This window comes from Tenacibaculum litopenaei, assembly GCF_964514025.1.
In the GTDB taxonomy this organism is placed as follows: domain Bacteria; phylum Bacteroidota; class Bacteroidia; order Flavobacteriales; family Flavobacteriaceae; genus Polaribacter; species Polaribacter litopenaei.
Genome location: NZ_CAZEQT010000009.1, coordinates 147,723 through 173,250, shown reverse-complemented (window position 1 = coordinate 173,250; position 25,528 = coordinate 147,723). Strand labels below are relative to the sequence as shown.

Annotated in this window: 31 protein-coding genes and 3 tRNA genes; 22 read left to right on the top strand and 12 right to left on the bottom strand. The window is 39.0% G+C overall.

What is annotated here, in order from left to right; all coding sequences use genetic code 11:
• Nucleotide 1: 1 nt before the first annotated feature.
• On the bottom strand, nucleotides 2–1,345 hold the full coding sequence (locus ACKTS5_RS19045) for an NAD(P)/FAD-dependent oxidoreductase (protein ID WP_408045475.1): 1,344 nt from the start codon (nucleotides 1,343–1,345) through the stop codon (nucleotides 2–4).
• 143 nt (nucleotides 1,346–1,488) lie between these two features.
• On the opposite strand from ACKTS5_RS19045, the gene ACKTS5_RS19040 reads away from it, so the two are divergent.
• The 4 genes from ACKTS5_RS19040 to ACKTS5_RS19025 are packed head-to-tail and all read left to right on the top strand — an operon-like array spanning nucleotide 1,489 to nucleotide 5,368.
• Complete coding sequence (locus ACKTS5_RS19040) at nucleotides 1,489–2,355, top strand: hypothetical protein (protein WP_408045474.1); 867 nt, start codon at nucleotides 1,489–1,491, stop codon at nucleotides 2,353–2,355.
• Nucleotides 2,356–2,377: 22 nt separating this feature from the next.
• Nucleotides 2,378–3,379, top strand: coding sequence for a glycoside hydrolase family 113 (locus ACKTS5_RS19035; protein ID WP_408045473.1), 1,002 nt, complete (start codon nucleotides 2,378–2,380; stop codon nucleotides 3,377–3,379).
• Nucleotides 3,363–4,106, top strand: a complete 744-nt coding sequence (locus ACKTS5_RS19030) for a hypothetical protein (RefSeq protein WP_408045472.1) — start codon at nucleotides 3,363–3,365, stop codon at nucleotides 4,104–4,106. The genes ACKTS5_RS19035 and ACKTS5_RS19030 overlap by 17 nt, the downstream gene beginning before the upstream one ends.
• Nucleotides 4,106–5,368, top strand: a complete 1,263-nt coding sequence (locus tag ACKTS5_RS19025; protein ID WP_408045471.1) for a BamA/TamA family outer membrane protein — start codon at nucleotides 4,106–4,108, stop codon at nucleotides 5,366–5,368. Before ACKTS5_RS19030 ends, ACKTS5_RS19025 begins: the two co-directional genes overlap by 1 nt.
• Here the strand turns inward: ACKTS5_RS19025 and ACKTS5_RS19020 are convergent.
• From ACKTS5_RS19020 to ACKTS5_RS19005, 4 genes are all read right to left on the bottom strand, one after another.
• Nucleotides 5,365–5,862 (bottom strand): rhodanese-like domain-containing protein, encoded by a 498-nt coding sequence (locus ACKTS5_RS19020; protein WP_408045470.1) that lies wholly within the window; start codon nucleotides 5,860–5,862, stop codon nucleotides 5,365–5,367. The two genes, ACKTS5_RS19025 and ACKTS5_RS19020, sit on opposite strands and share 4 nt — an antisense overlap.
• Before the next feature lie 45 nt (nucleotides 5,863–5,907).
• Nucleotides 5,908–6,960, bottom strand: coding sequence for an arsenosugar biosynthesis radical SAM (seleno)protein ArsS (gene arsS, locus ACKTS5_RS19015; RefSeq protein ID WP_408045696.1), 1,053 nt, complete (start codon nucleotides 6,958–6,960; stop codon nucleotides 5,908–5,910).
• A gap of 74 nt (nucleotides 6,961–7,034) precedes the next feature.
• The gene (locus ACKTS5_RS19010; protein ID WP_408045469.1) at nucleotides 7,035–7,370 is read right to left on the bottom strand and encodes an arsenosugar biosynthesis-associated peroxidase-like protein; all 336 of its coding nucleotides are present in this window, start codon (nucleotides 7,368–7,370) and stop codon (nucleotides 7,035–7,037) included.
• Between the two features lie 31 nt (nucleotides 7,371–7,401).
• Nucleotides 7,402–8,109, bottom strand: coding sequence for a DUF547 domain-containing protein (locus ACKTS5_RS19005; protein ID WP_408045468.1), 708 nt, complete (start codon nucleotides 8,107–8,109; stop codon nucleotides 7,402–7,404).
• 188 nt (nucleotides 8,110–8,297) lie between these two features.
• On the opposite strand from ACKTS5_RS19005, the gene ACKTS5_RS19000 reads away from it, so the two are divergent.
• Nucleotides 8,298–9,119 carry an SDR family oxidoreductase gene (locus ACKTS5_RS19000; protein ID WP_408045467.1) on the top strand — a complete coding sequence of 274 codons (822 nt, stop codon included), beginning with the start codon at nucleotides 8,298–8,300 and terminating at the stop codon, nucleotides 9,117–9,119.
• Nucleotides 9,120–9,245: 126 nt separating this feature from the next.
• Nucleotides 9,246–10,151, top strand: coding sequence for a helix-turn-helix domain-containing protein (locus tag ACKTS5_RS18995; protein ID WP_408045466.1), 906 nt, complete (start codon nucleotides 9,246–9,248; stop codon nucleotides 10,149–10,151).
• A 99-nt stretch (nucleotides 10,152–10,250) separates the two neighbouring features.
• On the opposite strand, the gene ACKTS5_RS18990 is transcribed toward ACKTS5_RS18995, so the two are convergent.
• From ACKTS5_RS18990 to ACKTS5_RS18980, 3 genes are all read right to left on the bottom strand, one after another.
• A tRNA-Leu gene (locus ACKTS5_RS18990) sits at nucleotides 10,251–10,336 on the bottom strand.
• A 55-nt stretch (nucleotides 10,337–10,391) separates the two neighbouring features.
• A tRNA-Leu gene (locus ACKTS5_RS18985) sits at nucleotides 10,392–10,477 on the bottom strand.
• A gap of 21 nt (nucleotides 10,478–10,498) precedes the next feature.
• Nucleotides 10,499–10,570: transfer RNA gene (locus tag ACKTS5_RS18980), tRNA-Gly, on the bottom strand.
• A gap of 167 nt (nucleotides 10,571–10,737) precedes the next feature.
• Here ACKTS5_RS18980 and cyoE point away from each other — a divergent pair.
• From cyoE to tsaB, 10 genes are all read left to right on the top strand, one after another.
• Nucleotides 10,738–11,640: a heme o synthase gene (gene cyoE, locus ACKTS5_RS18975; protein WP_408045465.1), complete on the top strand. Its 903-nt coding sequence runs from the start codon at nucleotides 10,738–10,740 to the stop codon at nucleotides 11,638–11,640.
• Nucleotides 11,640–12,230, top strand: a complete 591-nt coding sequence (locus tag ACKTS5_RS18970; protein WP_408045464.1) for a cytochrome c oxidase subunit 3 — start codon at nucleotides 11,640–11,642, stop codon at nucleotides 12,228–12,230. The genes cyoE and ACKTS5_RS18970 overlap by 1 nt, the downstream gene beginning before the upstream one ends.
• Before the next feature lie 56 nt (nucleotides 12,231–12,286).
• Nucleotides 12,287–13,267, top strand: a complete 981-nt coding sequence (locus ACKTS5_RS18965; protein WP_408045463.1) for a cytochrome c oxidase subunit 3 — start codon at nucleotides 12,287–12,289, stop codon at nucleotides 13,265–13,267.
• Between the two features lie 19 nt (nucleotides 13,268–13,286).
• Nucleotides 13,287–13,631 carry a cytochrome C oxidase subunit IV family protein gene (locus ACKTS5_RS18960; protein WP_408045462.1) on the top strand — a complete coding sequence of 115 codons (345 nt, stop codon included), beginning with the start codon at nucleotides 13,287–13,289 and terminating at the stop codon, nucleotides 13,629–13,631.
• Between the two features lie 63 nt (nucleotides 13,632–13,694).
• Entirely contained in the window at nucleotides 13,695–14,342 is a 648-nt protein-coding gene (locus ACKTS5_RS18955; RefSeq protein WP_408045461.1) for a hypothetical protein, read from the top strand.
• 5 nt (nucleotides 14,343–14,347) lie between these two features.
• Nucleotides 14,348–14,995 carry an SCO family protein gene (locus ACKTS5_RS18950; protein WP_408045460.1) on the top strand — a complete coding sequence of 216 codons (648 nt, stop codon included), beginning with the start codon at nucleotides 14,348–14,350 and terminating at the stop codon, nucleotides 14,993–14,995.
• Nucleotides 14,988–15,512, top strand: a complete 525-nt coding sequence (locus ACKTS5_RS18945) for a DUF420 domain-containing protein (RefSeq protein WP_408045459.1) — start codon at nucleotides 14,988–14,990, stop codon at nucleotides 15,510–15,512. Before ACKTS5_RS18950 ends, ACKTS5_RS18945 begins: the two co-directional genes overlap by 8 nt.
• Nucleotides 15,505–15,723 carry a cytochrome c oxidase subunit II gene (locus tag ACKTS5_RS18940; protein WP_408045458.1) on the top strand — a complete coding sequence of 73 codons (219 nt, stop codon included), beginning with the start codon at nucleotides 15,505–15,507 and terminating at the stop codon, nucleotides 15,721–15,723. Before ACKTS5_RS18945 ends, ACKTS5_RS18940 begins: the two co-directional genes overlap by 8 nt.
• Before the next feature lie 216 nt (nucleotides 15,724–15,939).
• A complete protein-coding gene (locus ACKTS5_RS18935) occupies nucleotides 15,940–17,304 on the top strand; it encodes a TolC family protein (protein ID WP_408045457.1) in 1,365 nt (454 codons plus the stop codon).
• A 98-nt stretch (nucleotides 17,305–17,402) separates the two neighbouring features.
• Nucleotides 17,403–18,077, top strand: a complete 675-nt coding sequence (tsaB, locus tag ACKTS5_RS18930) for a tRNA (adenosine(37)-N6)-threonylcarbamoyltransferase complex dimerization subunit type 1 TsaB (protein WP_408045456.1) — start codon at nucleotides 17,403–17,405, stop codon at nucleotides 18,075–18,077.
• Here tsaB and ACKTS5_RS18925 read toward each other — a convergent pair.
• Both ACKTS5_RS18925 and ACKTS5_RS18920 read right to left on the bottom strand, forming a co-directional pair.
• Complete coding sequence (locus ACKTS5_RS18925; protein ID WP_408045455.1) at nucleotides 18,074–18,880, bottom strand: mechanosensitive ion channel family protein; 807 nt, start codon at nucleotides 18,878–18,880, stop codon at nucleotides 18,074–18,076. The genes tsaB and ACKTS5_RS18925 overlap by 4 nt on opposite strands.
• Nucleotides 18,881–18,940: 60 nt before the next feature.
• Nucleotides 18,941–19,294: a DUF1304 domain-containing protein gene (locus tag ACKTS5_RS18920; protein ID WP_408045454.1), complete on the bottom strand. Its 354-nt coding sequence runs from the start codon at nucleotides 19,292–19,294 to the stop codon at nucleotides 18,941–18,943.
• 211 nt (nucleotides 19,295–19,505) lie between these two features.
• Between ACKTS5_RS18920 and ACKTS5_RS18915 the strand changes: the two genes are divergently transcribed.
• Entirely contained in the window at nucleotides 19,506–19,850 is a 345-nt protein-coding gene (locus tag ACKTS5_RS18915; protein WP_408045453.1) for a toxin-antitoxin system YwqK family antitoxin, read from the top strand.
• A gap of 35 nt (nucleotides 19,851–19,885) precedes the next feature.
• Here the strand turns inward: ACKTS5_RS18915 and ACKTS5_RS18910 are convergent, their stop codons facing one another.
• Both ACKTS5_RS18910 and purN read right to left on the bottom strand, forming a co-directional pair.
• Entirely contained in the window at nucleotides 19,886–20,524 is a 639-nt protein-coding gene (locus ACKTS5_RS18910; protein WP_408045452.1) for a ribonuclease H1 domain-containing protein, read from the bottom strand.
• Nucleotides 20,517–21,086 carry a phosphoribosylglycinamide formyltransferase gene (gene purN / locus ACKTS5_RS18905; protein WP_408045451.1) on the bottom strand — a complete coding sequence of 190 codons (570 nt, stop codon included), beginning with the start codon at nucleotides 21,084–21,086 and terminating at the stop codon, nucleotides 20,517–20,519. Before purN ends, ACKTS5_RS18910 begins: the two co-directional genes overlap by 8 nt.
• Before the next feature lie 180 nt (nucleotides 21,087–21,266).
• Between purN and ACKTS5_RS18900 the strand changes: the two genes are divergently transcribed.
• The 5 genes from ACKTS5_RS18900 to pyk all read left to right on the top strand — a co-directional run bounded on the left by ACKTS5_RS18900 (nucleotide 21,267) and on the right by pyk (nucleotide 25,490).
• On the top strand, nucleotides 21,267–21,503 hold the full coding sequence (locus ACKTS5_RS18900; protein WP_028891431.1) for an acyl carrier protein: 237 nt from the start codon (nucleotides 21,267–21,269) through the stop codon (nucleotides 21,501–21,503).
• 7 nt (nucleotides 21,504–21,510) lie between these two features.
• A complete protein-coding gene (gene fabF, locus ACKTS5_RS18895; RefSeq protein WP_408045450.1) occupies nucleotides 21,511–22,761 on the top strand; it encodes a beta-ketoacyl-ACP synthase II in 1,251 nt (416 codons plus the stop codon).
• Nucleotides 22,762–22,768: 7 nt separating this feature from the next.
• Complete coding sequence (gene rnc / locus ACKTS5_RS18890; protein WP_408045449.1) at nucleotides 22,769–23,506, top strand: ribonuclease III; 738 nt, start codon at nucleotides 22,769–22,771, stop codon at nucleotides 23,504–23,506.
• A gap of 85 nt (nucleotides 23,507–23,591) precedes the next feature.
• On the top strand, nucleotides 23,592–24,059 hold the full coding sequence (locus tag ACKTS5_RS18885) for an IPExxxVDY family protein (RefSeq protein ID WP_408045448.1): 468 nt from the start codon (nucleotides 23,592–23,594) through the stop codon (nucleotides 24,057–24,059).
• 3 nt (nucleotides 24,060–24,062) lie between these two features.
• Nucleotides 24,063–25,490 (top strand): pyruvate kinase, encoded by a 1,428-nt coding sequence (gene pyk, locus ACKTS5_RS18880; protein ID WP_408045447.1) that lies wholly within the window; start codon nucleotides 24,063–24,065, stop codon nucleotides 25,488–25,490.
• Nucleotides 25,491–25,528: the final 38 nt, after the last annotated feature.

Sequence of the window (25,528 nt, the reverse complement as noted above, 5' to 3'; positions counted from 1 at the left end):
CTTAATTTCTGCTAAAAATGCGTTTCCAGCTTTTCTTTTTTAATTGAATGTTGGTGCTTTGTTCTCTGTTGAATTTTGACACAATTTCCCGCTCGTGAAGTTGGTAAAATTCCGGGTCGAAGTTGGCGTCTGCTAAATGGGCCATTACCTTGTCAACAGTTTGTTTTTCCAACAATACCTTGTTGAAAAACTCGTGACGCATGCGAATTCCAAAGGTGTTGATACCAATAAATTCGCGAGTCTTTTTGTCAAAACTGATATGGATGCATTTTTTTCCGCTACTGTGTTCCCAATAAAATCGTTCTTCATGGTCTTTTGGTTGCGCCCAAACCCAACCGTAGGTCTGGTATTCGATATCAATAAATTTTGCCGAATTAAACCAAGGGCCTGGCTTGTAGGGAGTCCTGTTGTCACAAATGGTTTGTGCGACCGTTTCTCCCATCATGCGTCCGGTATACCAGACAGCTTCTATGGGGCGCCTTTGACCAATGGCTTCGTGTTGTTCAGCACAGTCTCCGATAGCATATACATCGGGTATGTTGGTTTCCAAGTGTCGATTGACGAGCACACCGCGGTTGGTTTCGATGGCTGAAGATTTTACAAATTCAATATTTGGAGATACTCCAGCGGTCAACCCGACAACATCACAGGCGATTTCTTCACCGGTTTCAGCGATAATGACTGAGGTTACCTTGCCCGCACTATTGGTTTTGATCTCTTTTAAATTCACTCCCAGTCGAAGGTCGATATGATTTTCTGTGATTTCACGATTAATCATAGCCGATTCTTGTGCAGGGAGTACTCCATTCCAAAAACTTTCTTCACGAACTAGAAAAGTGACAGGTATTTGGCGGCTGTGTAACATTTCGGCTAACTCGATTCCAATGAGTCCACCACCTACAATCACTGCGCGTTTACAGGTATTGTTGTCTGGAGCATACTGCTCAAGTTGTTCGAGATCTTGTTTGTGATACATGCCCATTACTCCTTTGGCATCTTGACCAGGCCAACCAAATTTGTTGGGTTTCGAACCCGTAGCGATAATCAATTTGTCATACTGCATCATTTCACCTGACGAAAACTCGATTTGGTGGTCGTCACTGTGTATGTGCTTGACGTATCCTTTTTTGAGATTGATCCGATTTTTTTTCCAGAAGTAAGGCTCATACGGCTGTGTGTGTTCAAACTTCATGTGGCCCATGTATACGTACATAAGGGCGGTTCTAGAAAAAAAGTAGTCTGTTTCGGCAGAAACAATAGTAATCTGTTTGTCTGATAATTTACGAATATGACGAGCCGCAGTGACTCCTGAAATACCATTACCAATAATTACAACGTGTTCCATAAAAAAGTTGATTTGCACATTAGGTCGAACTTAAAGTTAAGAACTTAATGAATAGCTTAAATTTAGAATCAGTATAAATAACACGGTGTTGTAAGTAGAGAAAATTTTGAGCGACCTAGTTGGTAACTTAAAATTCAAAGACCATGAAAACAAAACGTGTATTACTCGCTATAGCTATGTTAGGATTAGGTTGGCAAGGATTTGCGCAATCGGAAGAAGATAGCAAAAGTAATATTCAAACATATACGCCCTCAAAATTGTTGAATAAAGGACAATGGGATATCAAGTTCTTTAATAATCTCTATACAGAAACCAAAGCCAATTTCAACGGTAAGACCGCTGACAAGCCTCGCGAAAACTATTTTACATCAACAGTAGAAGCATTTACGGGAATATCTGATAATAATCGTATCAATGTTGGTGCTATTGTCGAATTTCGTTCCAATACCAGAGGAGGACGTCAGGCGCTTTCTGTATTTAGCTTAAAAGACACGAATAGTGATAGAAAAGGAATCACGAGTATTGCACCGGCCATTAAAATTCAGCCGTTGAAAAACGTAGCAAACTTCTCTATTCAATCAGCAGTACACATACCTCTTATCGATGAAGAAAGTGATAGCAATGGAGTTTTCTTAGATCAAACAGCATGGATTTTCCAAAATCGTTTTTTCTACGATTATACCTTTAGTGGTGGAAAATGGCAGTTGTTTACTGAGTTGAATACGGAGTACAATTTTGGTGATGAGAAGAGTTTTGCGAACAAGACATTTTTTGTAGTTCCAGGTGCTTTTTTGAGTTACTTCCCTACGGATAAATCAACGGTATTGGTATTTGCACAGCACGCTGAGCGTTTTGGAGAGTTTACTCAAAATTATACGGCACTCGGTTTAGGAGGGAAGTACCAGATTACAAAAGTATTAAACCTCGAAGTGTTGTACAGTAATTTTGTGAGAGGTCAGGATACTGGATTAGGACAGAGTTTTAACATTGGATTACGAGCGTTGTTTTAACAGAATACCGTAACTTGTAGCTATGAAATGCAAAAAAATACTGCTTAGTGCTCTGGTGCTACTAGGCCTGGCTTGTACAAGTCGGGGGCAGAAAATTAATGGCTTGAGTTTTGTAGCGAGCCCCAATAAAATATCAAAAAAACAAATCATCCCCGTTCAAAAGGTATCAGCGAATTACGTTTCGTTGATGCCTTTTGGCTTTATTAGAAGTTTGGATGAACCACTCGTAAAATTCAATGAAAAATGGCAGTGGTTTGGCGAGACGAGTGCGGGAGTTTCTCAATATGCAGACCTGTTTAAGTCAAACGATATCCAGGTGATGCTCAAACCGCAAATTTGGGTACACGGAGGTTTGTACACAGGAAAAATAGCTATGAATGATGAGGAAAGTTGGAAGCGCTTAGAATCGAGTTATCGAGATTTTATCACGACGTTTGCTGCCCTGGCTGAAAAGGAAGGAATTCCAGTGTTGTGTATCGGAACAGAGCTAGAGCAGTTCGTTCAGAACAGACCGGAATATTGGACGGCGTTGATTGTCGATATTCGTAAAATATACAGTGGTAAACTTACCTACGCTGCCAATTGGGATGAGTTTAAACGCGTTCCATTTTGGGGGGAACTGGATTATATTGGCGTAGACGCCTATTTCCCGTTAACTCCAGCTAAGAAAGTGGATAAAGAAGCCTTTAAAGTTGCCTGGAATTCACACAAAGAAGAAATTAAAGCCGTTAGGGAAAAATATCAAAAACCTGTTGTATTTACAGAATACGGATATCGAAGTGTTCACCATACCGGAAGAGAACCGTGGGATGCAAAGCGCATTGAAGGACAGGTAGATTTGCAAGCCCAACAATTGGCTTTAGAAGCACTTTACGAGACTTTTTGGCAAGAACCTTGGTTCGCAGGAGGATTTGTATGGAAATGGTTTGCAGACCACGAAAATGTTGGCGGACCGAATAACAACCGTTTTACCCCCCAAAATAAACCCGCAGAAATAACTATTAAAAATGCATATCAACAGTAAAATTTTAGGCCTACTTTTAGTGAGTATCGGATTTTTGATGTCTTGTTCAAAAAACGACATCGCCACGGATAATTTAAAAAATTATATCAGCACAGCGCCAAGTCATCAAAAAGGTGGAGTGATAGCTTGCGCAGCGAGTAAACCCACGGCAAGTGAAGGTACTTTTATCTTTTTTTATCCGCCTCCAGGAGCGTCAAATATCCAGTATTTTGAAAGTAGTACGGCTCAGATTTCAAAGGACGATTTTGGCCAATATCAGAAGGTAGCATTACCTCAGGAGCCCGTTTTTAATGGTTATTTAAAACGATTTGTAAAGGGCAGTGCTGAAGATGCATGGTGCGTGGTCACCTTTGAAGTACTCGGAGTTGTATACAGCTCCAATCCGATTCGATTAAAAAGACAAACCAAACCAACTGAGTGGACAACGAGCGCTGTGATTGACACGAGTATCCAAGGGAAACCTAAATTTGTTTGGAATGACGGAAGTATCAAAGAAAATACCATCTACTTCCAAGTAGTAAGCAGCGCACAAAATGATCTTATAACCGGAACCTATACCAAGGATAAATGGTTTCAATACTACGATACCTCTAATGTTGTTCTCAATGTAACTCGTACTGCACCACCTGTAGCTTTAGGTAGCGGAAATTATCAGTTTACCCTGATGGGAGTTAGTGAAGACAATTGGGTAAATCTAGTCATTCAAAAAAGCTTTGTAATTAACTAATGAAAAGAATAGGCTTCTTAATCGTACTTCTCGCAATATCCCTTCAATCAATTGCGCAGGAATTAACGGTACGAAAATTGTATTTTGAAGGGCTGAAAAAAACAAAGGAATCCACCTTGCGAAAAATGTTGGATACCGAGGTGAATACACCATTAGACTCCACGCTGCTCAGCACGGATATAATTCGTTTAAAAAGGATGCCAGCGGTAGCACATGCCTATTTTACAGTAACGCCAATTAACGAGAGTGAATGCGAGGTTAAAATAGGAGTTGAAGAGAATTTTACGCTCATTCCGACCCTGAATTTATGGACTACTACCAACAGGCGACTCGCTTATAAAGTGGGGCTTTACGAATACAATTTATTAGGAAGGAACCTCCGTGTAGGTGGCTTTTATCAACACAATGGTTTTGATTCTTATGGGGTGCAGTTTGAAGCTCCTACCTTGTTTTCCAGAAATTTTGGTTTGGCTTTTTACCACCAAAGTTGGAAAAGTGAGGAACCCTTATACTTTGATCAGGCTTCCGCAAATTACAAATACGAAAATATTTCCTACGAGCTCTTAGGGCTTTTTCAAATTAATTTTAGAAATACCATAGCAGCAGGAATTAACTTATTTAAGGAGCGCTATACCTACTTAAGTGGACATACAGCAGCCCAGGTACCACAGCGATTGGATGTCAATAAGAAGTTGTTGAAATTTCGATATACGTACGATGATCTCGACTACTTTTATCACTATGTGTCTGGATTTAAAAGTCAGTTGTATTTACAATACGTAACTACGGTAAATTCCTATCAAAAAGACTTTCTCATCGCTTGGAACGACTTGTTTTATTTTAAGCGATTCGGAACGAGAGGAAATTGGGCGAATCGCCTGCGTGTTGGGTTGTCGTCAAATATAAAAAGCCCTTTTGCACCGTTTGCCCTTGATAATAATGTAAATTTGAGAGGAGTGGGAATCTTGGTGGATAGAGGTACCGGAAGTATCGTATGGAATACGGAATACCGTCATACGCTGATTGATAAAAAATGGTTTGCCTTACAAACAAATGTCTTTACTGACATCGGTTCTTGGAGACATCCAGGAGGATCTTTGAGCGACTTTGTGCAAGCAAAGAACATTCATGTCTATTCGGGAGTAGGACTCCGTTTGATCAATAAAAAGATTTTTAATGCGATTTTTAGAATTGATTACGGTTATGGGCTTACAGCCAATGCCTCCAGAGGCTTTGTATTTGGGATAGGGCAGTACTTTTAGTACACCTTTTTCCCTTTTTGCAACCATTGACTCCAGGTTTTATTAAACGTATGAACCTTTTCAGTCGGTTTCGCACGAGCGTCGAAAACGGGGTTGCCTTGGTTTTTCCATTCAAAAATGCCTCCGTATAAATTGAAAACATTGGTGTATCCGGCCTTGTACAGTTGCTCGGCAATGTCTTCTGAACGTATGCCTAAAGAGCAGTAAACAACTATCTTACTGCGTTTGTCTTTAGGAAGCATGTTCAGTGTTTTCGCAAGGTCAAAGCGGTCATAGCCAACGCACACAGCATTTTTTAAGTGGCTTACCTTAAATTCTCGAGGTTCACGACTGTCGAGTAAGATAACGTTGGTGCTGTCACGTACTAGTTCAGTAACCTGTATATAAGGGATTTGTTCCGTGTTGTATTTTTTAAGTAAGGTTTGCAGGCTGTCTTGAGCTTGGAGCTGCAAGCAACAGCAGAGGCTTATAATACATGCGATAGTACGAATCATATGAGTTTTGTTATTAATAAGCCTCAGGGTTCCTAGCTATGCTAGCTAAGCAACAGTTCCCTGACAGCTACTTCCTGCTCCGGCGGTACAGCCGTAACAATGTTGATTTATAATGATATTTCTGTCTTGTAACGCTTGTTCATTGTAGTCGGAAATATGGGTAACTTTACTGGCTACTTTGAGGTTGAGCATTTGATTAAAATCACAATCGTACAAATAGCCGTCCCAGCTTACTGAAAGCGTGTTGGTACACATTACATTGGCTACAGCCATAGGGTTGTAAGCTTCTACCAAGGCGTACATATAATCCTCGTAATTTTCCGAAGCGATTAGGTAGTCTAAAAATCGCGAAATAGGCAGGTTGGTAATCGCAAAAAGACTGTTAAAGACGATTTCAAAGTCTTCGTAGAGTGCTTTTTTAAAGTCTTTTTCCATAGACTGTTGATCTCCCGGTAAAAAAGCTCCTGATGGGTTGTAAACCAAATCTAATTTTAAACCACTTCCTTCAACACCATAGCCCACGGCATTGAGCTCTTGCAACGCTTTGATTGATTTGTCAAAAACACCATCTCCTCGCTGTTTATCAGTTTTGCCTCGTGTCCAGTGAGGCATGGAAGAAACGACGTGCACATTGTGTTTTTTGAAAAATTCAGGAAGGTCGTAGTATTTTTTATTCGCTCTGATAATGGTTAAGTTGGAGCGTACGATAAAGTCTTTAATACCAGCCTTGGCTGCCTCCTCTACAAACCATCTAAAATTGGGATTCATTTCAGGGGCTCCTCCCGTTAAATCTAAGGTATGTGCGCCCGTGGCCTTGATGACCTCCAAACATTGCTGCATGGTTTCTCGTGTCATAATCTCTTTGCGATCAGGACCTGCATCCACATGGCAGTGAGCACATACCTGATTACACATATAGCCAACATTAATTTGAAGAATTTCTAACTTCTTGGGTCGCAGTGGAAATTGATTGGTTTCCTTTATTTTTTGCGCAAATGTTGGAAGTTCATCCTTGAAAATTCCATTCGACAGAATTTCTAGTTGACGTTGTGTGTTGGCTAAATCGTTATTTCTTGCTAAAAGAGATTTTTTCATTATCGTATTTAAGAGTTTGCAAAAACCGAACACGGTGGTTCGGTTTGCGACAATTTAAGGTGTATTGGGAAAACCAATTACATATCTAACTTATTCACTTTGTTCATCATTTGTACCCCGTGAACGAGGGTTGCTCCACTTTTAATGGCAGCTCCAACGTGGATGGCCTCCATCATTTCTTCTTTTGTCACGCCTCGTTGTAAACCGTCTTTAGTATAAGCATCAATGCAATAAGGGCATTGTTCAGTATGTGCTACTGCTAAGGCTATCAAACTTTTCTCTCTCGCGGTTAAAGCTCCTTCTTCAAAAACTTTACCGTAGTATTCGAAAAATTTGTTTCCTAACTCTTCACTCCATTCGGTGATTTTGCCGAATTTTCTGAGGTCGGCAGGGTCGTAATATGTTTTTGACATGGTCGTTTTTTATAGATTTGAAATAAAAATACTACTTTCCATTTAAACTCCAATCGTATTCGAGGTAACGCACTTTCGCTTTTGGGCTAATCGGTGTATTGCTGTACTTGTTTAAAAAGTCAATTAGAGATCCTTTTTTGGTAAAATCACCTTTAAACCACTCGAAAATTTTTGACAGGTATATCTTTTTTTCTCCCAGTTGATTGCGTTTAGGATCGTTGATAAACTTTTTCATCAAAGCGCTGGTTTTCGCTTCGTAGTTGGCTTCAGTATAGGCAAAGTTTCCTAGTTGAGGACAAGAGCCCGAGGCGCAATTTACTCCTACGTGAATTTTAGGATCGTTAAATTGTTTGCGGAGAATTTCGTGTTCTATTTGGTTTAAGGTATAGGTTTTACCACCTACTTTAGCAAAAGGAATATTCCAAGCATCTTTCCCTTTTTTCTTCACAGACATGATGCTTTTTAAAGGGTAGTTGTCCAAAATCAAGGCTATTGTATAAGCGTTGTAGGCATTGACCCAAAAGGCTTTAGTTTTGGCCGCTGACCAACTCTTCTGTGCAGAGGTCTTGGCTAAGTAGTCTAAGTATGATTGCAGTGTTGCTCGATCTTTTTTAAAGGCCTTGTAATTTACATGACCACTGGTGCTTACGTGTTTTTTTAAAAGCGAATCAAAGGTCTTGGTCTGTGCCGTAGTACTTAACACAAAGCTAAAACTTAGTAATAACAATAGGTTTCTCATGGATATATTCTTTTTACAACTGATGGTTTAGACGTGGTGGAATGCAAGTCATTACACGATTCTTTAATTTAATTAAAATATTTGAGAATTCATACCATCCTGAAAAAGTATACAAAGAGGGGGGATTCGTATAAGAACTGGCTAGGCAAGTGACTGTAAATTTGTGGTATAGATTAAAAATAAACATCATGACAGCAAATAAAACAGTATTAATAACAGGAACATCTTCAGGTATCGGTAAGGCGGCTGTAAAGTTATTTCAAGCCAGTGGTTGGAATGTGGTTGCGACCATGCGTACACCAGAAAAAGAAACTGAGCTACAACAACTAGACAGGGTGTTGGTAACGGCACTTGACGTAACGAAGCAAGAGAGTATAGAGGAAGCTATAGCAAAGGGAGTTGCTAAGTTCGGAACTATTGATGTACTGATTAACAATGCAGGCTTTGGAATGATGGGGCTTATTGAAGCTTCCTCAGAAGAGCTGATGCAGCGAATTTTTGATGTGAACGTGTTTGGTGTGGTAAGAACTACCAAGGCGATACTACCACATTTTAGAGCGCGAGGAGAGGGGCTTATCGTTAATGTGTCGTCCATGGTTGGTAGAGCTTGTTTCCCTTTTCAGGCATTGTACCACGCTACTAAACACGCTCTTGAAGGCTTTACCGAAGATAGTCAGTACGAATTAAATCCGCTCGGAATACGAGTTAAATTGGTAGAGCCGGGGGGAGTTGCGACCGATTTTCTTACCAGTTTAGAGCAAACAGGAGATGGAGGTATTGCCGATTATAAAGACAGTTTAGAAAAGTACTTTTTAGCAGTGCAGGCCTATGCGGAGAAATTGAGTACCCCAGAACAGATTGCTCAAGTTGTTTTTGAGGCTGCTACTGATAATTCGGATCAGTTGAGGTACTGGGCAGGAGAAGATGCAAAACAATTACTTGCGGCGCGAAAGGCAATGAATGATCGAGATTTTTATCAGATGATTGCCGAACAATTTGGAGTTCAATAAAGACTTATTCGTTAATTTGAAGCCTATTTGCAGGAAACTGTGGGTGGGCTTTTTTAATAATAATTCAACAAGGGCCCTCTTAATTTCGGATATGGCCCTTTGGTTTTTGAGTATCTTTATACAGTTATGAGTACATTTTTAAAAATAACGTCTATTTCAGAATTGCACAATTTTTTCGGATGTGAAAAACCGTTTCACCCCTTACTTTCAGTAGTAAATTTGGCAGACATTAGCGTGCCCAGAGAAGCTTTAGGGAAAAAATTGACCACCCCGTTTTTTAGCATCTCTTTGAAAACTAAAGTCGGAGAACCTTTTAAGTACGGAAGGAAGTATTTTGATTTTTCAGAAGGGGTTTTATTGGGGATTGCTCCAAATCAAGTACTGGAGATCTCGGAAAGTTCCAAAAGAGGAGACCTAGAAGGTTGGGCCTTGTATTTTCATCCCGATTTGATTCGCGGTTATGGGTTAATGGACAGTATAATGGAGTACGGTTTTTTTTCCTATGAAACCAATGAAGCATTGCATCTCTCGGAAAAAGAAAAGGGTACTTTAAACGAGATCGTTCGGAATATTAGTGAGGAATGTCAAGCTCCTATTGACGATTTTAGTCAGGATGTGTTGGTAACGACTATCGAGTTACTGATTAATTATACCAAGCGTTTTTACGGCAGACAGTTTATCACTAGGAAAAGTGAACACACAGATATCGTAAGTCAATTTCAAGGTCTGTTAAAACGGTATTTTGATGCAGCGTTGGTAGAGGGCTTACCTCAGGTGCGTTATTTTGCGGCACAATTGCATCTATCAGATAGCTACCTCAGTGATGTATTAAAAAAAGAAACCGGGAAAAATGCTCAGGAAACGATTCACTATTTCGTGATTGACAAGGCTAAAACGTTGCTTCTAAACACTGATAAGACCATTGCGGAAATCGCTTTTGAGCTGGGTTTTGAATACCCACAATACTTTAGCCGACTGTTCAAAGGCAAGGCAGGAGTCACTCCAAAAGCGTATCGGTCGGGGTTAGGGTGATTTTAAATTGATGATTTTTAGTTGATTGTGGTTTTGAGAAGCTCAGGTAAGAGCGTGATAAAAACAAAAAAGCCTTAACAAAATTTGTTAAGGCTTTAGTACAGAAGGCGGGACTTGAACCCGCACGGGCATTACGGCCCATTGGATTTTAAGTCCAACGTGTCTACCAATTCCACCACTTCTGCGTATAAGTTGTTGACTACTTTTTAAAATAAGCCTCACCTAGGTGAGGCTTATGAGTACTGAAGGCGGGACTTGAACCCGCACGAGCATTACGGCTCATTGGATTTTAAGTCCAACGTGTCTACCAATTCCACCACTTCAGCATTAACTTTTAAAAGGATCAGAGCGAAAGACGGGATTTGAACCCGCGACCCTCACCTTGGCAAGGTGATGCTCTACCCCTGAGCTACTTTCGCGTAGTCGTTTTATATTTTAAAGAACTTGCATTACTGTGAATGCGGGTGCAAATATAGGACCTTTTTTTGAATTGCCAAGCGTTTTTTTAATTTTTTTTATTTCAGATGTAAAAATTATGGCAAATCCCTTAGAAAGAAATATCTTTGCAAAAATATTTTAGATCTAAGTGAGTACTGTTTCAACGATACAAGAAAAATCATCTTTAAAAACACTTTTTACTGACTTTAAACAACTTACTAAGGTAGGCTTGTCTGTCAGCGTTGTGTTTACTTCGATTACGGGTTATTTATTAGGGGCTACAGAGATAGACTTTACTACAATAGTACTATTGGCCATTGGTGGATATTTTATGGTAGGTGCTTCCAATGCATTTAATCAGGTGATCGAGAAAGATATAGATGCGGTAATGCAACGAACCAAAAACAGACCTTTACCTGCGGGCCGCATGTCTGTGACTACAGCGATGGTGATCGCTTCGTTTTTTACCATTGCAGGGATAGCTATTTTATATGCAATTCATCCGAAATGTGCCTTATTCGGGGCCGTTTCCATCTTTTTATATACGAGTGCCTATACGCCATTAAAAGCGGTTACACCTTTAGCAGTTTTCGTAGGGGCGATTCCAGGAGCCATACCTTTTATGTTAGGATGGGTGGCTGCAACGGGAACTTTCGGTATTGAAGCTGGTTTTTTGTTCATGATTCAGTTCTTTTGGCAGTTTCCTCATTTTTGGGCTATTGGATGGTTGCAATTTGAAGAATACAACAAAGCGGGCTTACACATGTTGCCCATGGACAAGAAAGATCGCGGTGCCATTGTACAAATCATATTTTATACCTGTGTGATGATCCTGATGTCTATCGCACCTGTATTAGAAGTTACGGGAAGTTTTTACATACATCCGATTACCGCTGTGATTATTTTAGCACTGGGAGGATTGATGTTGTACTACGCCTTTGTTCTGTACAAATCACAGCAAAATACTGATGCGAGAAAATTAATGTTGGCTAGCGTATTTTATATTACGGTAGTACCAATTATATATGTAGTAGATAAATTTTTACACTAATGAGTGAACAAACACAAAGCTTACAAGAAGAGTTAAGCGCAGCGAAAAGGAAATCGGCAAAACCGATGTTATGGGTAGCTATGATCAGTATGGTGATGTTCTTTGCAGGTCTTACCAGTGCCTATGTAGTGAGCATGAACAGAGAAGATTGGGTAACCTTTGAATTACCTCAAGCATTTTACATCAGTACTGTACTAATTGTATTTAGTAGTATAACCCTTTGGTTGTCACAAAAATTCTTAAAAAAGAATCAATTAAGCCAATCATTGACCCTATTGGTACTCACATTTATTCTCGGAATGGGATTTGTTTGGTATCAATATGTAGGATTTAATCAACTTAAGGAAGTAGGATTGTATTTTACAGGACCGGAGAGTACGGTATCAACTTCTTTCATTATAGGAATCACTTTTATGCACGTATTGCACTTGTTAGCAGGGGTTATCGTGTTATTAGTCGTTATTTATAATCATTTTAAAAAGAAGTATACAGCTGCTGATATGCTTGGATTTGAACTCGGAGCTATCTTTTGGCATTTTGTAGATGTTTTATGGATTTATCTATTTTTCTTTTTCTATTTTATTAGGTGATGAAAATTGCGTAATTTTGGCGCACTGTTTTAACAAAAATTAACTAAAGAGTATTTATGGAAGCAAATATTGCTGTAAATTCTGACAAAAAAGAAACCTGGGGCGGTGGTGGTGCAAAACCATTTGGCGCTACTTATGGTAAAATGATGATGTGGTTTTTCATATTATCTGACGCATTGACCTTTTCTGGATTCTTAGCGGCGTATGGTTTAACTCGTTTTAAATTTATTGACTCTTGGCCAATTGCCGATGAGGTATTTACGCACATCCCGTTTTTCCACGGAAACTACCCAATGATTTATGTTGCCTTTATGACCTTTATCCTTATTGTGTCGTCGGTAACTATGGTATTGGCTGTTGATGCAGGACATCAAATGAAACAAAAAAAGGTAGCGGCCTATATGTTCGTAACCATCGTATTCGGTATTATTTTCGTTGGTTCTCAGGCTTGGGAATGGAAAACGTTTATCAACGGTTCTTACGGAGCGGTTAAAACTTCAGATAATCATATCTTACAATTTGTAAAGGACGGACATCAAATCGCATTAGCTGATTTTGTGCACGGTGAGCGTATGGATGATAGAACGCAGCACACCAGAAAGAATGGACTTTGGTTCGAAAATGAGAAAACGATTTCTCAGTATTCAGTAGCACAAGTGCAACAAGCTTTCAAAAACGATCCTTCTTTGTTAATCAGGACTGAAAAAATGAATCTTGAAACGAAACAAAAAATTGTATTGTCGAGAGCGGAAAGTGAAGCGCAGTTGGCAAAGGCAATTGGAGTAGTGGAAGGAGCTAACTTAATCGAGAATGAGTACGGTAACCCAATTTTTGCCGATTTCTTCTTCTTTATTACAGGATTCCACGGATTCCACGTATTTTCAGGAATCGTATTGAATATTATCATTTTCTTTAATGTTGTTTTAGGTACTTACGAGCGCAGAGGACATTATGAAATGGTAGAGAAAGTAGGATTATATTGGCACTTTGTAGATTTAGTTTGGGTATTTGTATTTACCTTCTTCTACTTAGTATAATTATAAAATAAAAGCAAACATGGGAAGTCACGGACACGAATCAAATACAAATAGAATCTGGATAGTTTTAGCGATTCTATCAATTATTACAGCAGTGGAAGTTGTTTTTGGGATCTACAAACCTGATAGTCTACATTTAAAAGGATTTTTAGGGACGAGTTTCTTAAACTGGATATTCATTATCTTAACCATCGCAAAAGCTTACTATATCGCATGGGCCTTTATGCACCTAGAAGGTGAAAAAACCTGGTTCAGACGTTCAATAGTATGGACAGGAGTATTCCTTATCTGTTACCTAGTAACACTAGTGTTAATCGAAGGAAGTTATTTACACGATACATTAGCACCATTAGTAAAGTGGTAATCTTATAAAATTAGAAATTAGGTGGTGTTAAACCACCTTTTTTTGTCTTTAATCTTAACTGATATGAGTAAAAAACAAAAGTTTATCGTACTCTTTGCACTCTTTATAGTGCCGTTATTATTTTATATATTTTTGTCTTTAGGGATCAATAATTTTGCAAAATTACCCGTCTTGACCAACGATATCGTCGATATCTCCGCGGTTGATAAGAATTGTAAGTTCGATAGAAATATCTCTATCGTAACCTTTTTAGGAAAGGATGTGGATGCCGTTAAAGGGGAGTTCTTTAACTTGAACCAAAAAATTTACAAGCCCTTTTACGGATTTAAAGATTTTCAACTCGTCGTGGTGGCCGTAAAAGGTACCGAAGAAGAGGTGGCCAAGCTCGAGAAGAAAATTGGTGCCTTTACAAACATGATTAAATGGCGATTCGTTTTTGCAAGTGAAGCGGAAATAGAAGTTTTGTACGACAGTTTTAAAACCAACCAATCACTCGATAGTAATTTACATACTTCAAAAGCATTCATTATCGATAAGGATGTTGCTTTACGTGGTCGTAAGGACGACAAGGACGCCGCTGACGGTATTTTGTACGGATATAATATGACTTCGGTTGCGGAGCTCAATGATAAAATGAAAGACGATGTAAAAGTGGTATTGGCTGAGTACCGTTTGGCGCTCAAAAAGAACAATGCCGATAGAGAAATATAGTGATTATGAAAAAGCAAAATTATTCGTACGTAGGAATTGCCTTTATTATTTTACTCTTTGGGATCTATGCCGTGCCAAAGATTGTGAGCCACTTTAAACAGGCTGATTTGCATAAATTTAATAAAGTACCCAATTTTGAATTTATAGATCAACACGGAAAAACCATCACGCATAAGGATTATGAAGGAAAGGTGTATGTAGTAGAGTTTTTCTTTACTACCTGCCCAACCATCTGCCCGATTATGAATAAGAAGATGGTGACAATTCAAAACGAATTTATGGGAAATCCGAATTTCGGTATAGCTTCGTTTTCAATTACTCCTGAAATTGATACTCCAGAGCAGTTGACAGCTTATGCGAAACGCTATGGTATAAACCACAAAAATTGGCATTTACTGACCGGAAAGTCAGAAGATGAAGTGTATGAATTATCCAACGAAGGATTCAAGTTGTTTGCGGGAAAAGGAGAAGGGTCTCACGGAGGTTTTGAGCACTCAGGGCTTTTTGCCTTGGTGGATAAAGATGGGTATATCCGATCTCGTTACGACGAGCACGGAAATCCAATTTTGTACTACAGAGCCTTGGATGAGCACAAATTTGGAGATCAAATAAAAGAATTAAAACAGGATATTAAATTGTTGTTAAATGAGTAATGTAAAGCAGGAAAAACAATATAAGAAGTTTATTACAGTAGTATCTGTAGTAATTCCTTTGGCTGTAGCAGCCTTATTCGGTATCAAACTCGATGTGGAACCGCTGAGTTTTTTACCACCAATTTACGCGACGATCAACGGGATCACAGCGGTTTTATTAGTGGCTTCAGTGATTGCCATTAAAAAGGGAAATAGAAAGTTACACGAGCAATTAAATACATTAGCCATCGCTTGTTCCGTATTGTTCTTAGTAATGTATGTAGCCTATCACATGACATCTACCTCAACGCCTTACGGAGGAGAAGGAGCTATTCGATATGTGTATTTCTTTATTTTGGCTACGCACATACTACTGTCAATTATTATCATTCCTTTCGTATTATTCACGTTTATGCGTGCAAGGCTTGGGCAATTTCCGGCTCATAAGAAGATTGCGAAAATTACCTTCCCATTGTGGTTGTACGTCGCAGTGACGGGAGTTATTGTTTATCTAATGATCTCTCCGTATTATGTATAGAAAAACTGTATTGACACTGGTAGTTTTTATACTGCTATCCGGAAAAGCTTGGTCGCAATGTGCGATGTGTAAGGCGGTTGTTGAAGGAGGAAATGAAACGATGGCCGAAGGCGTAAATAATGGGATTACCTATTTAATGATCTTCCCTTATATACTTGTAGGAGTGTTGTTTTATTTTATTTACCGCCACCGCAAGAAAAACGCGGCTTAAAAAAAATACATAAAAAAATTGTAACATAATGCAATTTTAGTCGTCCTATTGACGTGAATATGAGTAACTACTGTTCGATATCAAACAGATAAGTGTTCGGTTTTTACCATATAATAAAAATCACAAAACTTAAAATGCTGTATTGCAGTGTTTTAAGTTTTGTTTTTACATTGGAATAGGAATTGGAGATATCCAGCAAACATAAAAATTAACGTCTTGAAAACTAAAATTGTATTACTAGCAGGGCTATTACTCAGCTTGAGTGCTACTGCTCAAAAGAAATGGACCTTAAAAGACTGTGTGGACTACGCAGTAAAGCATAACCTCACCATTAAACAAAATGAAATTAACGTGCAATTGGCAGAAAAGGACGTCGCTATTGCAAAGGGAAATTTCTTGCCTAGTCTGAACGCCTCTGCGTCACAAAATGTAAACTTCGGATCGTTTATTGGTCAAAGTGGTTCCAGAATTTCTAGAAATACTCGTGGAAATGGTTTTGGCTTGAGTTCAAGTACGGTGCTCTACAACGGAAACAGGAATAAAAATACCCTAAAACAATCGAAGTTAGGAGTGGAAGGAAGCAAGTTGGATTTAAAAACCAACATTAACAATATTTCCTTAAATGTGGTTCAGACCTATTTAAATGTACTTTTTGCAAAGGAGAATTTAAATGTGGCTATTGTACAAGCGGAAATTAGTAAAAAACAAATCGAGAGAGCGCAGGCACAATTTTCTGCAGGAGCGATTCCTAAAGGAGATCTGTTAAACGTACAATCTACGGCAGCCAATGATGCTCAGAATGTGGTGCTGCAGGAGAATACCTTAAATTTAGCCTTGTTGCAATTGGCTCAGTTATTGCAAATTTCAGCTGATGATTTCGATATCGAAGCAATTGCTGTCGATTCGCCATCTACAGCGATGCTGTACTCGAGTTCTAAGGAGGTATACCAAAGAGCTTTGTTAGATCGTCCTGAAATTGACAGAGCAAAACTCAATGTAAAGAATGCAGACCTGTCTATTGATTTGGCAAGAGGAGGTTTCTTACCGACCTTGTCATTCTCGGCAAATGCGAGTACTTCGTATCAAACAGTATTGGGAGAAAAAGATGTGATTCCAGTGCGCGATCCAAATACTGGAGTGGTAAGCCTACAGAACAATGGATTTTTTACGCAATTAGACGGAAATCTTGGATACGGAGCTGTTTTGAGCTTAAACATTCCGATTTTTAACGGGTTCCAAACAAAAAATCGCGTAGATCGTTCGGTTATCAACAAGAAAATTTCAGAGATCGCACTAGAGAATCAAAAATTACAACTGCAACAAACCATAGAAAAGGCCTATTTAGATGCAAAAGCTGCACTAAAAACTTACGAAGCGTCCAAAGCTTCTTTAGATGCCCAAAACGAGGCTTTTAAGAATGCACAGGTAAGCTATGACTACGGATCGATGACGCAGTTCGATTTCGATCAGGTTCGCAATCGATTGGTCAATGCGGAAGGAGCGATGATTCGTGCTAAATACGATTATGTTTTCAAAACGAAAGTTTTAAAATTCTATTTTGGAGAATCCATAGTAGATTAGTTTTACAGGGACTAATTTATTGTTGATCTAAAACCTTACCATGCCGTAAGGTTTTTTTTTATGCCGTATCTTTGCGACATTAACTTAAATAAATACCAGTGGCACTTATATTAAACATTGAAACAGCGACGAAAAATTGTTCGGTTAGTTTAGCTCGTGATGGTGAGGTTGTAGCTTTGAGAGAATTGAATGATGGTAACTATTCTCACGCAGAAAAATTACATCCCTTTATTAAAGAGGTGATAGCGGAAGCAGGGGTAGCTTTGAATGATTTAACAGCTGTAGCGGTGAGTAAAGGTCCGGGGTCTTATACCGGATTACGCATTGGTGTATCAGCAGCAAAGGGACTTTGTTTTTCACAAGACATCCCGTTAATTTCTATTGAGACTTTAAGGTCATTAGCGAGTAGTGTCGAGGTAACTGATGGCTTGATTGTACCGATGTTAGATGCGAGACGTATGGAGGTGTATTCAGCGGTATACGACGGTACACTGCAGCAAGTGCGTCCAATTGAAGCAGAAATTATTGATGAAAGCTCCTTCTCGAAGTGGCTGGCCTCAGAGAAATTATACTTTTTAGGCGATGGAGCGGCAAAGTGTAAAGCGCTTATTACACATGAGAACGCGGTGTTTATCGAAGCTAAGTTTCCGTCGTCGAAAGAAATGGCGCGTTTGAGTTATGAGAAGTACAAAAAAAACGACATCGAAGATGTCGCTTATTTTGAGCCTTTTTATCTAAAAGATTTTGTGGCAACGCCTGAGAAAAAGCGTTAACCTTCTTTTTGGATTTCCACAGAGTGTGGGTAAGGTATTTCGATACCAGCTTTGTCTAAAGCGAGTTTTACATTTTCAGTTGTTCCGAAATAAACATCCCAATAATCGGCAGTTTCTACCCAAGGACGTACGGCAAAATTTACAGAGCTGTCTGCCAATTCTGATACGTTTACAGTAGGAGCAGGGTCGCTCAATACTTTCGGGTTAGCCGTAAGGACGTCCATTAAAATCTCTTTGGTTTTTTTAATGTCAGCGTCGTACGATACTCCAAAGGTTAAATCGACACGCAATTGCCCTTCAGCTGTGTAATTGATGATGTTTCCGTTAGAAAGCGATCCGTTGGGTACGATGGCCAACTTATTCCCTGGAGTATTGATGTGGGTGGTGAAAATTTGAATTTCTTTGACCACACCAGTTACGCCTTGTGCCTCTATGAGATCACCTACTTTGAATGGTTTAAAAATCATGATCAAGGTTCCGCCTGCAAAATTAGCCAAAGAGCCTTGTAAAGCTAAACCTACAGCCAATCCGGCAGCACCAATAATTGCTGCAAAAGAGGTTGTAGCGACTCCTAATTTAGAGATTACAGTGACAAAAAGCAGGGCTTTTAAAGTCCAATTCAAAAGGTCTCCTAAAAACTTTTGTAAGGTAATGTCGACCTGTTGTTTCTCCATGATTTTTTTACTCGCCTTGACAAAAATTCGAATGGCAAAAAGACCGACCAACAAAATAGCAATAGCCATGGCTATTTTCGGTGCATAATCGATGACTAGATTTTTAATTTTTTCCGTGTACTGTTCCATTTTTTGATGATTAATTAAATTGATTACTGTGGGTTAGTAGTAGTAGTCATTAAATTAAGTTTACACAAAGAATGAGATTCCTGTTAAAAGTGCAGGGATAGATTGAACGATAAATATTCGAGGCTTTCCCGTAGAATACGCACCGTAGCAACCAGCTACAAATACACAGGCTGTAAAAAACAAAGCAGTTTGGTGGTTTTGGGTAATCAGAGCCCAAATAAATCCAGCTGCTAAAAAGCCGTTGTAAAGTCCTTGATTGGCAGCGAGCACCTTGGTTTCTTCAGCAAATTCCTTGCTTTTTAATCCAAAGGTTTTAATGCCTTTAGGGCGTGTCCATAAAAACATTTCTATAACGAGTATATAAATGTGTAAAACGGCTAATAAGCCGACGAATAGATATTGTGCTATGTTCATAAATCAAATGTATAAAAAATAAAGTTCTCAAGGGGCTAAGGACTAACAATCTCTGTTTTTTCTAGTATTTACAGTAGTTTCTTCAAAGTCAGGAGCTTTGCAAATAAAGGGAAAATCACCCTAATGTTAATTTAATGTTATGTAGAGGTTGTTCAAATGTAAATTTTTTGATATATTTGTAACTATAGTGTTAATGATTAAAATGTTAGATATGAAAAAATTAGTTGTTGCAGCGTGCTTTTTAGCGGTTACTGCTATGAGCGCACAAGTAGCCCCGAAATACGAAAAGGCAGGTGACTTAGTAAAAGTTACTTATTATCATAAAGACGGATCAGTAAAGGAGCAAGGATACTTTAAAAACAAAAAGTTGGAAGGAACTTGGATGACTTTCGATCAAGAAGGAAACAAAACGGCCATCGCTCACTACGAAGCTGGAAAGAAAGTAGGGAAGTGGTTTTTATGGCACAAAGATGGTTTACGCGAAGTGGATTTTAAAAATCACACCGTAGCCAGCGTACAAAACTGGAAGGAAGAAACGAAGATTGCTGTAAAGTAATCGCATAAAAAAAGCCGTATCGTAAGATGCGGCTTTTATTTTCTTCCGAAGTCTGCAGGGATTTCTCCCCAAGCCTTCGTTTCCCATTTCAAAATAGGCGTTTGAAACGAGTTGTTTTTTAACCAGGTTTCTGCGCGCTTTATCAAGTCGAGAATTTCTTTATTACTCGCATCGAATTGAATATTTGTTCTGCACTGTTTTTTTCGAATCCAACTCATCGCAATTTTTGAATCCGAATAGATAGGAATATTTTCCTTGTTTTTATTTTTTAAAAAGGCAATTCCGTGCACCAAAGCCAAAAATTCACCAATGTTATTGGTGCCGTTTTTAAACGGGCCCATTTTAAACAATTCCTGCTTGTTGTGGGTGAGGACTCCACGGTATTCCATAAGTCCCGGATTTCCAGCGCAAGCGGCATCTACAGAGATGCTTTCGAGTATCGGGCTCCCGTATTTTTTCTTTTCCGCTTCACTGAGCACTTTTTTTTGAGTATCGACACCTTTGTAGTCTGCAAAACTTTTTTGCAGGGCTTTTTCAGCTTCGGCCTTATCTGCAAAAGATTTGTACTGGGCACCTTCAAAGCCACTAATCTGTTCTTTGCATTCGGCCCAAGTGGTAAAAACACCTGTTTTTTTACCTTTCCAAACTACGTAGTATTTTTTTTTCTTACCCATTCTTTAGTATTAATGATTCTAGTACACGAGGAAAGTGTTCGTATTCCAATTCGTGTACTTTTTGAGCGATGGATTCAGGAGTATCACTTTCAGTAACGGCTGTGCTAGCCTGGAAAATGATCGCGCCTTCATCATAGTGCTCGTTGACGTAGTGGATCGTAATCCCCGTTTCCTTAGCTCCGGAGGTCTTAACTGCCTTGTGCACATTCATACCGTACATTCCTTTTCCTCCGAATTTAGGAAGCAATGCTGGGTGGATGTTGACAATTTTATTCGGGAATGCCTCGACAATAGCAGCGGGAATTTTCCATAAAAATCCTGCGAGAACTATATAATCGGCTTCTGCCAACAGGAAATTGAGCACGGTATCATCGTCTTTAAACGAAGATTTTTCAAACAAACTCGCCGGAATGTCCAAGCGTTCGCAGCGGTCAAAAACGCCCGCATTTGGGTTGTTACTCAAGACGTGCGTAACCTCGATTTGCTCCGAATTTTGAAAAAATTGGATGATATTTTCGGCATTACTACCCGAGCCAGAGGCAAAAATTACGATTCGATTCATGTTTTTTTAGCTTGTGTTGTACATGCAAAAAAAAGAATAATTATTAACAATGATGGGCTCGGAGGCAAAAGATTCAAGTATTTTTTTTATTTTAGGCGACACATTTTTCAGCAAAAATTAGAATTAAAACTTAAGATTTGTATTTTTGCCCCGATTTTAAATTTTAAAACTTATAAAATTATGTCAGACATTGCATCAAGAGTAAAAGCGATTATCGTAGACAAATTAGGTGTAGACGATAACGAAGTAACTAACGAAGCAAGCTTCACAAACGACTTAGGAGCAGATTCATTAGATACTGTTGAGTTAATTATGGAATTCGAGAAAGAATTTGATATTCAAATTCCAGATGATCAGGCTGAGAACATTGGTACTGTAGGTCAAGCGATTAGCTATATAGAAGACGCAAAAAAATAAGAATTATATGCAATTAAAGCGAGTTGTAGTAACTGGACTTGGCGCATTAACGCCTATAGGAAACAATAAAGAAGAATATTGGAACAGCTTAGTTAACGGAGTTAGCGGAGCAGCACCTATTACGTATTTCGATGCTGCCAAGTTCAAGACTCGTTTCGCATGTGAGCTAAAAAACTTTAACGTGAACGACTTCATCCACAGAAGAGAGTCACGTAGAATGGATAAATTTACGCAGTATGCAATGGTCGCTTCAGATGAGGCAATTGCAGATGCGAAATTAAACCTTGACGAGGTAAACAAATTACGCGTAGGTGTAATTTGGGGAGCAGGAATTGGTGGATTAGAAACTTTCCAAGAGGAGGTTTTGAGTCATGCGAAAGGAGATGGTACTCCTAAGTTTAACCCGTTCTTTATTCCTAAGATGATTGCAGATATTGCTCCAGGAAACATTTCTATCAAGAATGGATTTATGGGGCCTAACTACACGACAGTATCTGCGTGTGCATCATCGGCGAATGCCATGATTGATGCCTTAAATTACATTCGTTTAGGTCATTGTGATGTAGTAGTTACCGGAGGTAGTGAAGCAGCCGTAACTATTGCAGGTATGGGAGGTTTTAATGCAATGCATGCTTTATCAACGAGAAACGAGAGTCCAGAATCAGCATCGAGACCATTTGATGCGGAAAGAGATGGTTTTGTTTTAGGGGAAGGAGCAGGAGCTATTGTATTAGAAGAATACGAACATGCCAAAGCAAGAGGTGCAAAAATTTACGCAGAAGTAGTCGGTGGAGGCCTTTCTTCTGATGCGCACCACATGACGGCGCCACACCCGGAAGGAATTGGTGTAATTGCCGTGATGAAAAACTGTTTAGAAAACGCAGGTTTAAAACCAGAAGACGTGGACCACATCAATACTCACGGAACCTCTACTCCATTAGGGGATGTTGCTGAATTAAAAGCAATATCGGAAGTATTCGGTGACCACGCCAAGAATATTAACATCAACTCTACCAAATCGATGACAGGACACCTACTAGGAGCTGCCGGAGCTATTGAGGCTATCGCTTCAATTATGGCGATGGAGCACGGTGTAGTACCTCCAACGATTAACCACAGTACTGTTGATGAAAATATTAATCCAGACCTTAATTTGACTTTAAACAAAGCTCAAAAGAGAGAGATTAAAGTAGCGATGAGTAATACTTTTGGTTTTGGAGGACACAACGCGTGTGTTGCATTTAAAAAACTAGACTAAAAGGCGTATGAATTTCCTTCGTAGAATAGTTAGACCCCAAAATAAAGAGGATGAAAACTTTTACTACGAATTGAAAGAACTGCTCAATTTTAAACCTATAAAGCTTTCTCATTACAAGAAAGCTTTTACGCATAGGTCACTGAAGTTAGTAGATGCTAAAGGAAATCCTATCAATTACGAACGACTTGAATTCTTAGGCGATGCCATTCTCGGATCGGTCATCGCTTCCTATCTTTATAAAAAAGTCCCTGAAGGAGACGAAGGATATCTTACTCAAATGAGGTCGAAGGTGGTGAGTAGAGACCACCTCAACTCTTTGGGAAAAGACCTCGACCTTATCCGCTTTGTCAAAAGCAATATTACCAACAACCAGATTAGTAATAACATTCACGGAAATATTTTTGAAGCGCTCATCGGAGCCATTTATTTAGACCGCGGATACAATTACTGCCATCAGTTTATTTACGAACAAGTTATCTTACCCTATGTCGATATAGAACGCCTCGAAGGTAAAATTTCGAGCTATAAAGGCTATATTATCGAATGGTGTCAAAAAAATAAGAAGAAATACAGCTTTGACTCTTATGAAGATACCGGAAATCAAAGTAAAAAACACTTTAGCGTACGCGTCAGTATCGATGGTATTATGATCGCTAAAGGAAGGGCCACTTCTAAGAAAAAAGCAGAGGAAATTGCTGCAAAGCGCGTGTATTACGCAATGCAGGATAGAATGAAGAATTCTTAACAAACTGCGCGAAAACCTTTTCGTTAATTTCATATTGTATTTTCACTACATTCATTAACTTAGCAAAAAAACTAAGTGATTAGCAATGCCTGTTTATGAGTTGGATATGAATGAGTTTGGGAACTGTGATTGTGCCCTCATCGGAATTCATACCACCCTCAGTGATTACAAGCTGGCATATTTGCTAAATAGTACACTCGGTTTTTTGTTTACTCAAGCAAAATACTGTCTGGATATTCAATTCAATACAGATACCGTCGCTTCTTTTTCCGTATTTGAGTATTTTAACGCGGAGAGAAACTGTTTCCTGATTAGTAATGTAGATAGAAAGAAGCAGAAAACGGAAGGAATCGAATTGTTTACGGAAAAGACCGTACTGAAGTACCTAGTACCGGAGAAGAGTAAAGTAGATTATTTTGTAAAAATAGAAGGGGATTTTGAAGAGCACTTTATCGAAGAGCTCGCAACGACTATTAAACGTTTGCCTCAAATTATCACTTCTTATCAAATAGATGTCAATACGCTAAAATCAAAAGATTTTTTAATTTTTTAACCTATGCCATATAACAAGAAAACCAAAATTGTAGCCACTTTAGGTCCTGCCACGAACACTAAAGAAATTTTAACTAAGATGGCTGCAGAGGGAGTGAATGTATTTAGAATTAATTTTTCGCACGCCGATTACGATACCGTAAAAAAGCGCATCGAACAAATTAGAGAAATCAACGACGAGAACGGTTATAACGTAGCCATTTTGGCCGATTTGCAAGGCCCAAAGTTACGTGTAGGTATTATGGAAGAAGGTGTTGAAGTAAAGGCAGGAGATTCCTTTGTTTTCACTACTGAAGAGTGTATAGGAACTGCAGAAAAAGCGTTTATGACCTATCAACGTTTCCCAAAAGACGTAAAAGTTGGAGAACAAATTTTGGTAGATGACGGGAAGCTACAATTTGAAGTTATAGCGACCGATAAAGAAACTGCGGTTGAGACGAAAGTTATAGTTGGAGGGCCTTTAAAATCTAAAAAAGGAGTAAATCTCCCGAATACCAATATTTCTTTACCTGCGTTGACAGAAAAGGATAAAAAAGATGTGGTGTTTGCGTTGGAACAAGAAGTAGATTGGGTTGCGCTTTCTTTTGTGAGAACTCCTGAAGATTTGCGCATGCTACGCGATCTTATCAAGCAAAAATCTCGTTACAGAGTACCTGTAATTGCAAAAATAGAAAAGCCAGAGGCGGTAGAGAATATCGATGCGTTGATTCCTTATTGCGATGGATTAATGGTGGCACGTGGAGACCTCGGAGTGGAAGTTCCGATGCAAGACGTACCCCTAATTCAGAAGAGTTTGGTGCGCAGAGCAAAACAAGCTAGAATTCCAGTGATTATCGCCACGCAAATGATGGAAACTATGATCGATAATTCAGTGCCAACGCGTGCTGAAGTTAACGATGTGGCAAACTCTATCATGGATGGTGCGGATGCCGTAATGTTATCAGGAGAAACTTCGGTAGGGAAGCACCCAGTGCGCGTAATTAAAAAAATGTCGGAAATTATCAGTAGTGTGGAGTATTCTGATTTGATTAAAGTACCACAAGAACCACCACATATTCGCACGAATCGCTTTATTACAAAGTCGGTTTGTCATCACGCAGCCTTGATGGCTGATGATATCGGAGCCTCAGCCATTTCTACTTTGACAAATAGTGGTTATACAGCGTTCCAAATTTCTGCTTGGCGTCCAAAAGCACACGTATTGGCTTTTTCGTCTGAAAAGCGAATTTTAGGAAAATTGAATTTGTTGTGGGGAGTACGTGCCTATCACTACGACAGAGAATTGAGTACTGATGATACCATTGAAGATATCAACGAAATAGCCAAGGAAAAAGGCTATGTAAAATCAGGTGATTTTATGATCAACCTCTCATCAATGCCGGTGCAAGAAAAGGGGATGGTAAACACCTTACGCGTATCTCAAATTAAGTAGGTAATACAAATACAAGAATAAAAAAAGCTCATCGTTTT

Bases quoted from the DNA above. Each gene is read 5' to 3' on its own strand.
- ACKTS5_RS18940 (WP_408045458.1), top strand. From the start codon at position 15,505: ATGTATAGAAAAACTGTATTGACACTGGTAGTTTTTATACTGCTATCC.
- ACKTS5_RS18950 (WP_408045460.1), top strand. From the start codon at position 14,348: ATGAAAAAGCAAAATTATTCGTACGTAGGAATTGCCTTTATTATTTTA.
- ACKTS5_RS19000 (WP_408045467.1), top strand. From the start codon at position 8,298: ATGACAGCAAATAAAACAGTATTAATAACAGGAACATCTTCAGGTATC.
- fabF (WP_408045450.1), top strand. From the start codon at position 21,511: ATGCAATTAAAGCGAGTTGTAGTAACTGGACTTGGCGCATTAACGCCT.
- ACKTS5_RS18900 (WP_028891431.1), top strand. From the start codon at position 21,267: ATGTCAGACATTGCATCAAGAGTAAAAGCGATTATCGTAGACAAATTA.
- purN (WP_408045451.1), bottom strand. From the start codon at position 21,086: ATGAATCGAATCGTAATTTTTGCCTCTGGCTCGGGTAGTAATGCCGAA.
- ACKTS5_RS18915 (WP_408045453.1), top strand. From the start codon at position 19,506: ATGAAAAAATTAGTTGTTGCAGCGTGCTTTTTAGCGGTTACTGCTATG.
- ACKTS5_RS19005 (WP_408045468.1), bottom strand. From the start codon at position 8,109: ATGAGAAACCTATTGTTATTACTAAGTTTTAGCTTTGTGTTAAGTACT.
- ACKTS5_RS19045 (WP_408045475.1), bottom strand. From the start codon at position 1,345: ATGGAACACGTTGTAATTATTGGTAATGGTATTTCAGGAGTCACTGCG.
- ACKTS5_RS19040 (WP_408045474.1), top strand. From the start codon at position 1,489: ATGAAAACAAAACGTGTATTACTCGCTATAGCTATGTTAGGATTAGGT.
- ACKTS5_RS18910 (WP_408045452.1), bottom strand. From the start codon at position 20,524: ATGGGTAAGAAAAAAAAATACTACGTAGTTTGGAAAGGTAAAAAAACA.
- ACKTS5_RS19010 (WP_408045469.1), bottom strand. From the start codon at position 7,370: ATGTCAAAAACATATTACGACCCTGCCGACCTCAGAAAATTCGGCAAA.
- ACKTS5_RS18965 (WP_408045463.1), top strand. From the start codon at position 12,287: ATGGAAGCAAATATTGCTGTAAATTCTGACAAAAAAGAAACCTGGGGC.
- ACKTS5_RS18955 (WP_408045461.1), top strand. From the start codon at position 13,695: ATGAGTAAAAAACAAAAGTTTATCGTACTCTTTGCACTCTTTATAGTG.
- ACKTS5_RS18925 (WP_408045455.1), bottom strand. From the start codon at position 18,880: ATGGAACAGTACACGGAAAAAATTAAAAATCTAGTCATCGATTATGCA.
- ACKTS5_RS18960 (WP_408045462.1), top strand. From the start codon at position 13,287: ATGGGAAGTCACGGACACGAATCAAATACAAATAGAATCTGGATAGTT.
- ACKTS5_RS18945 (WP_408045459.1), top strand. From the start codon at position 14,988: ATGAGTAATGTAAAGCAGGAAAAACAATATAAGAAGTTTATTACAGTA.
- ACKTS5_RS19020 (WP_408045470.1), bottom strand. From the start codon at position 5,862: ATGATTCGTACTATCGCATGTATTATAAGCCTCTGCTGTTGCTTGCAG.
- ACKTS5_RS18995 (WP_408045466.1), top strand. From the start codon at position 9,246: ATGAGTACATTTTTAAAAATAACGTCTATTTCAGAATTGCACAATTTT.
- ACKTS5_RS19030 (WP_408045472.1), top strand. From the start codon at position 3,363: ATGCATATCAACAGTAAAATTTTAGGCCTACTTTTAGTGAGTATCGGA.
- ACKTS5_RS19025 (WP_408045471.1), top strand. From the start codon at position 4,106: ATGAAAAGAATAGGCTTCTTAATCGTACTTCTCGCAATATCCCTTCAA.
- rnc (WP_408045449.1), top strand. From the start codon at position 22,769: ATGAATTTCCTTCGTAGAATAGTTAGACCCCAAAATAAAGAGGATGAA.
- ACKTS5_RS19035 (WP_408045473.1), top strand. From the start codon at position 2,378: ATGAAATGCAAAAAAATACTGCTTAGTGCTCTGGTGCTACTAGGCCTG.
- ACKTS5_RS18920 (WP_408045454.1), bottom strand. From the start codon at position 19,294: ATGAACATAGCACAATATCTATTCGTCGGCTTATTAGCCGTTTTACAC.
- ACKTS5_RS18970 (WP_408045464.1), top strand. From the start codon at position 11,640: ATGAGTGAACAAACACAAAGCTTACAAGAAGAGTTAAGCGCAGCGAAA.
- ACKTS5_RS18885 (WP_408045448.1), top strand. From the start codon at position 23,592: ATGCCTGTTTATGAGTTGGATATGAATGAGTTTGGGAACTGTGATTGT.
- pyk (WP_408045447.1), top strand. From the start codon at position 24,063: ATGCCATATAACAAGAAAACCAAAATTGTAGCCACTTTAGGTCCTGCC.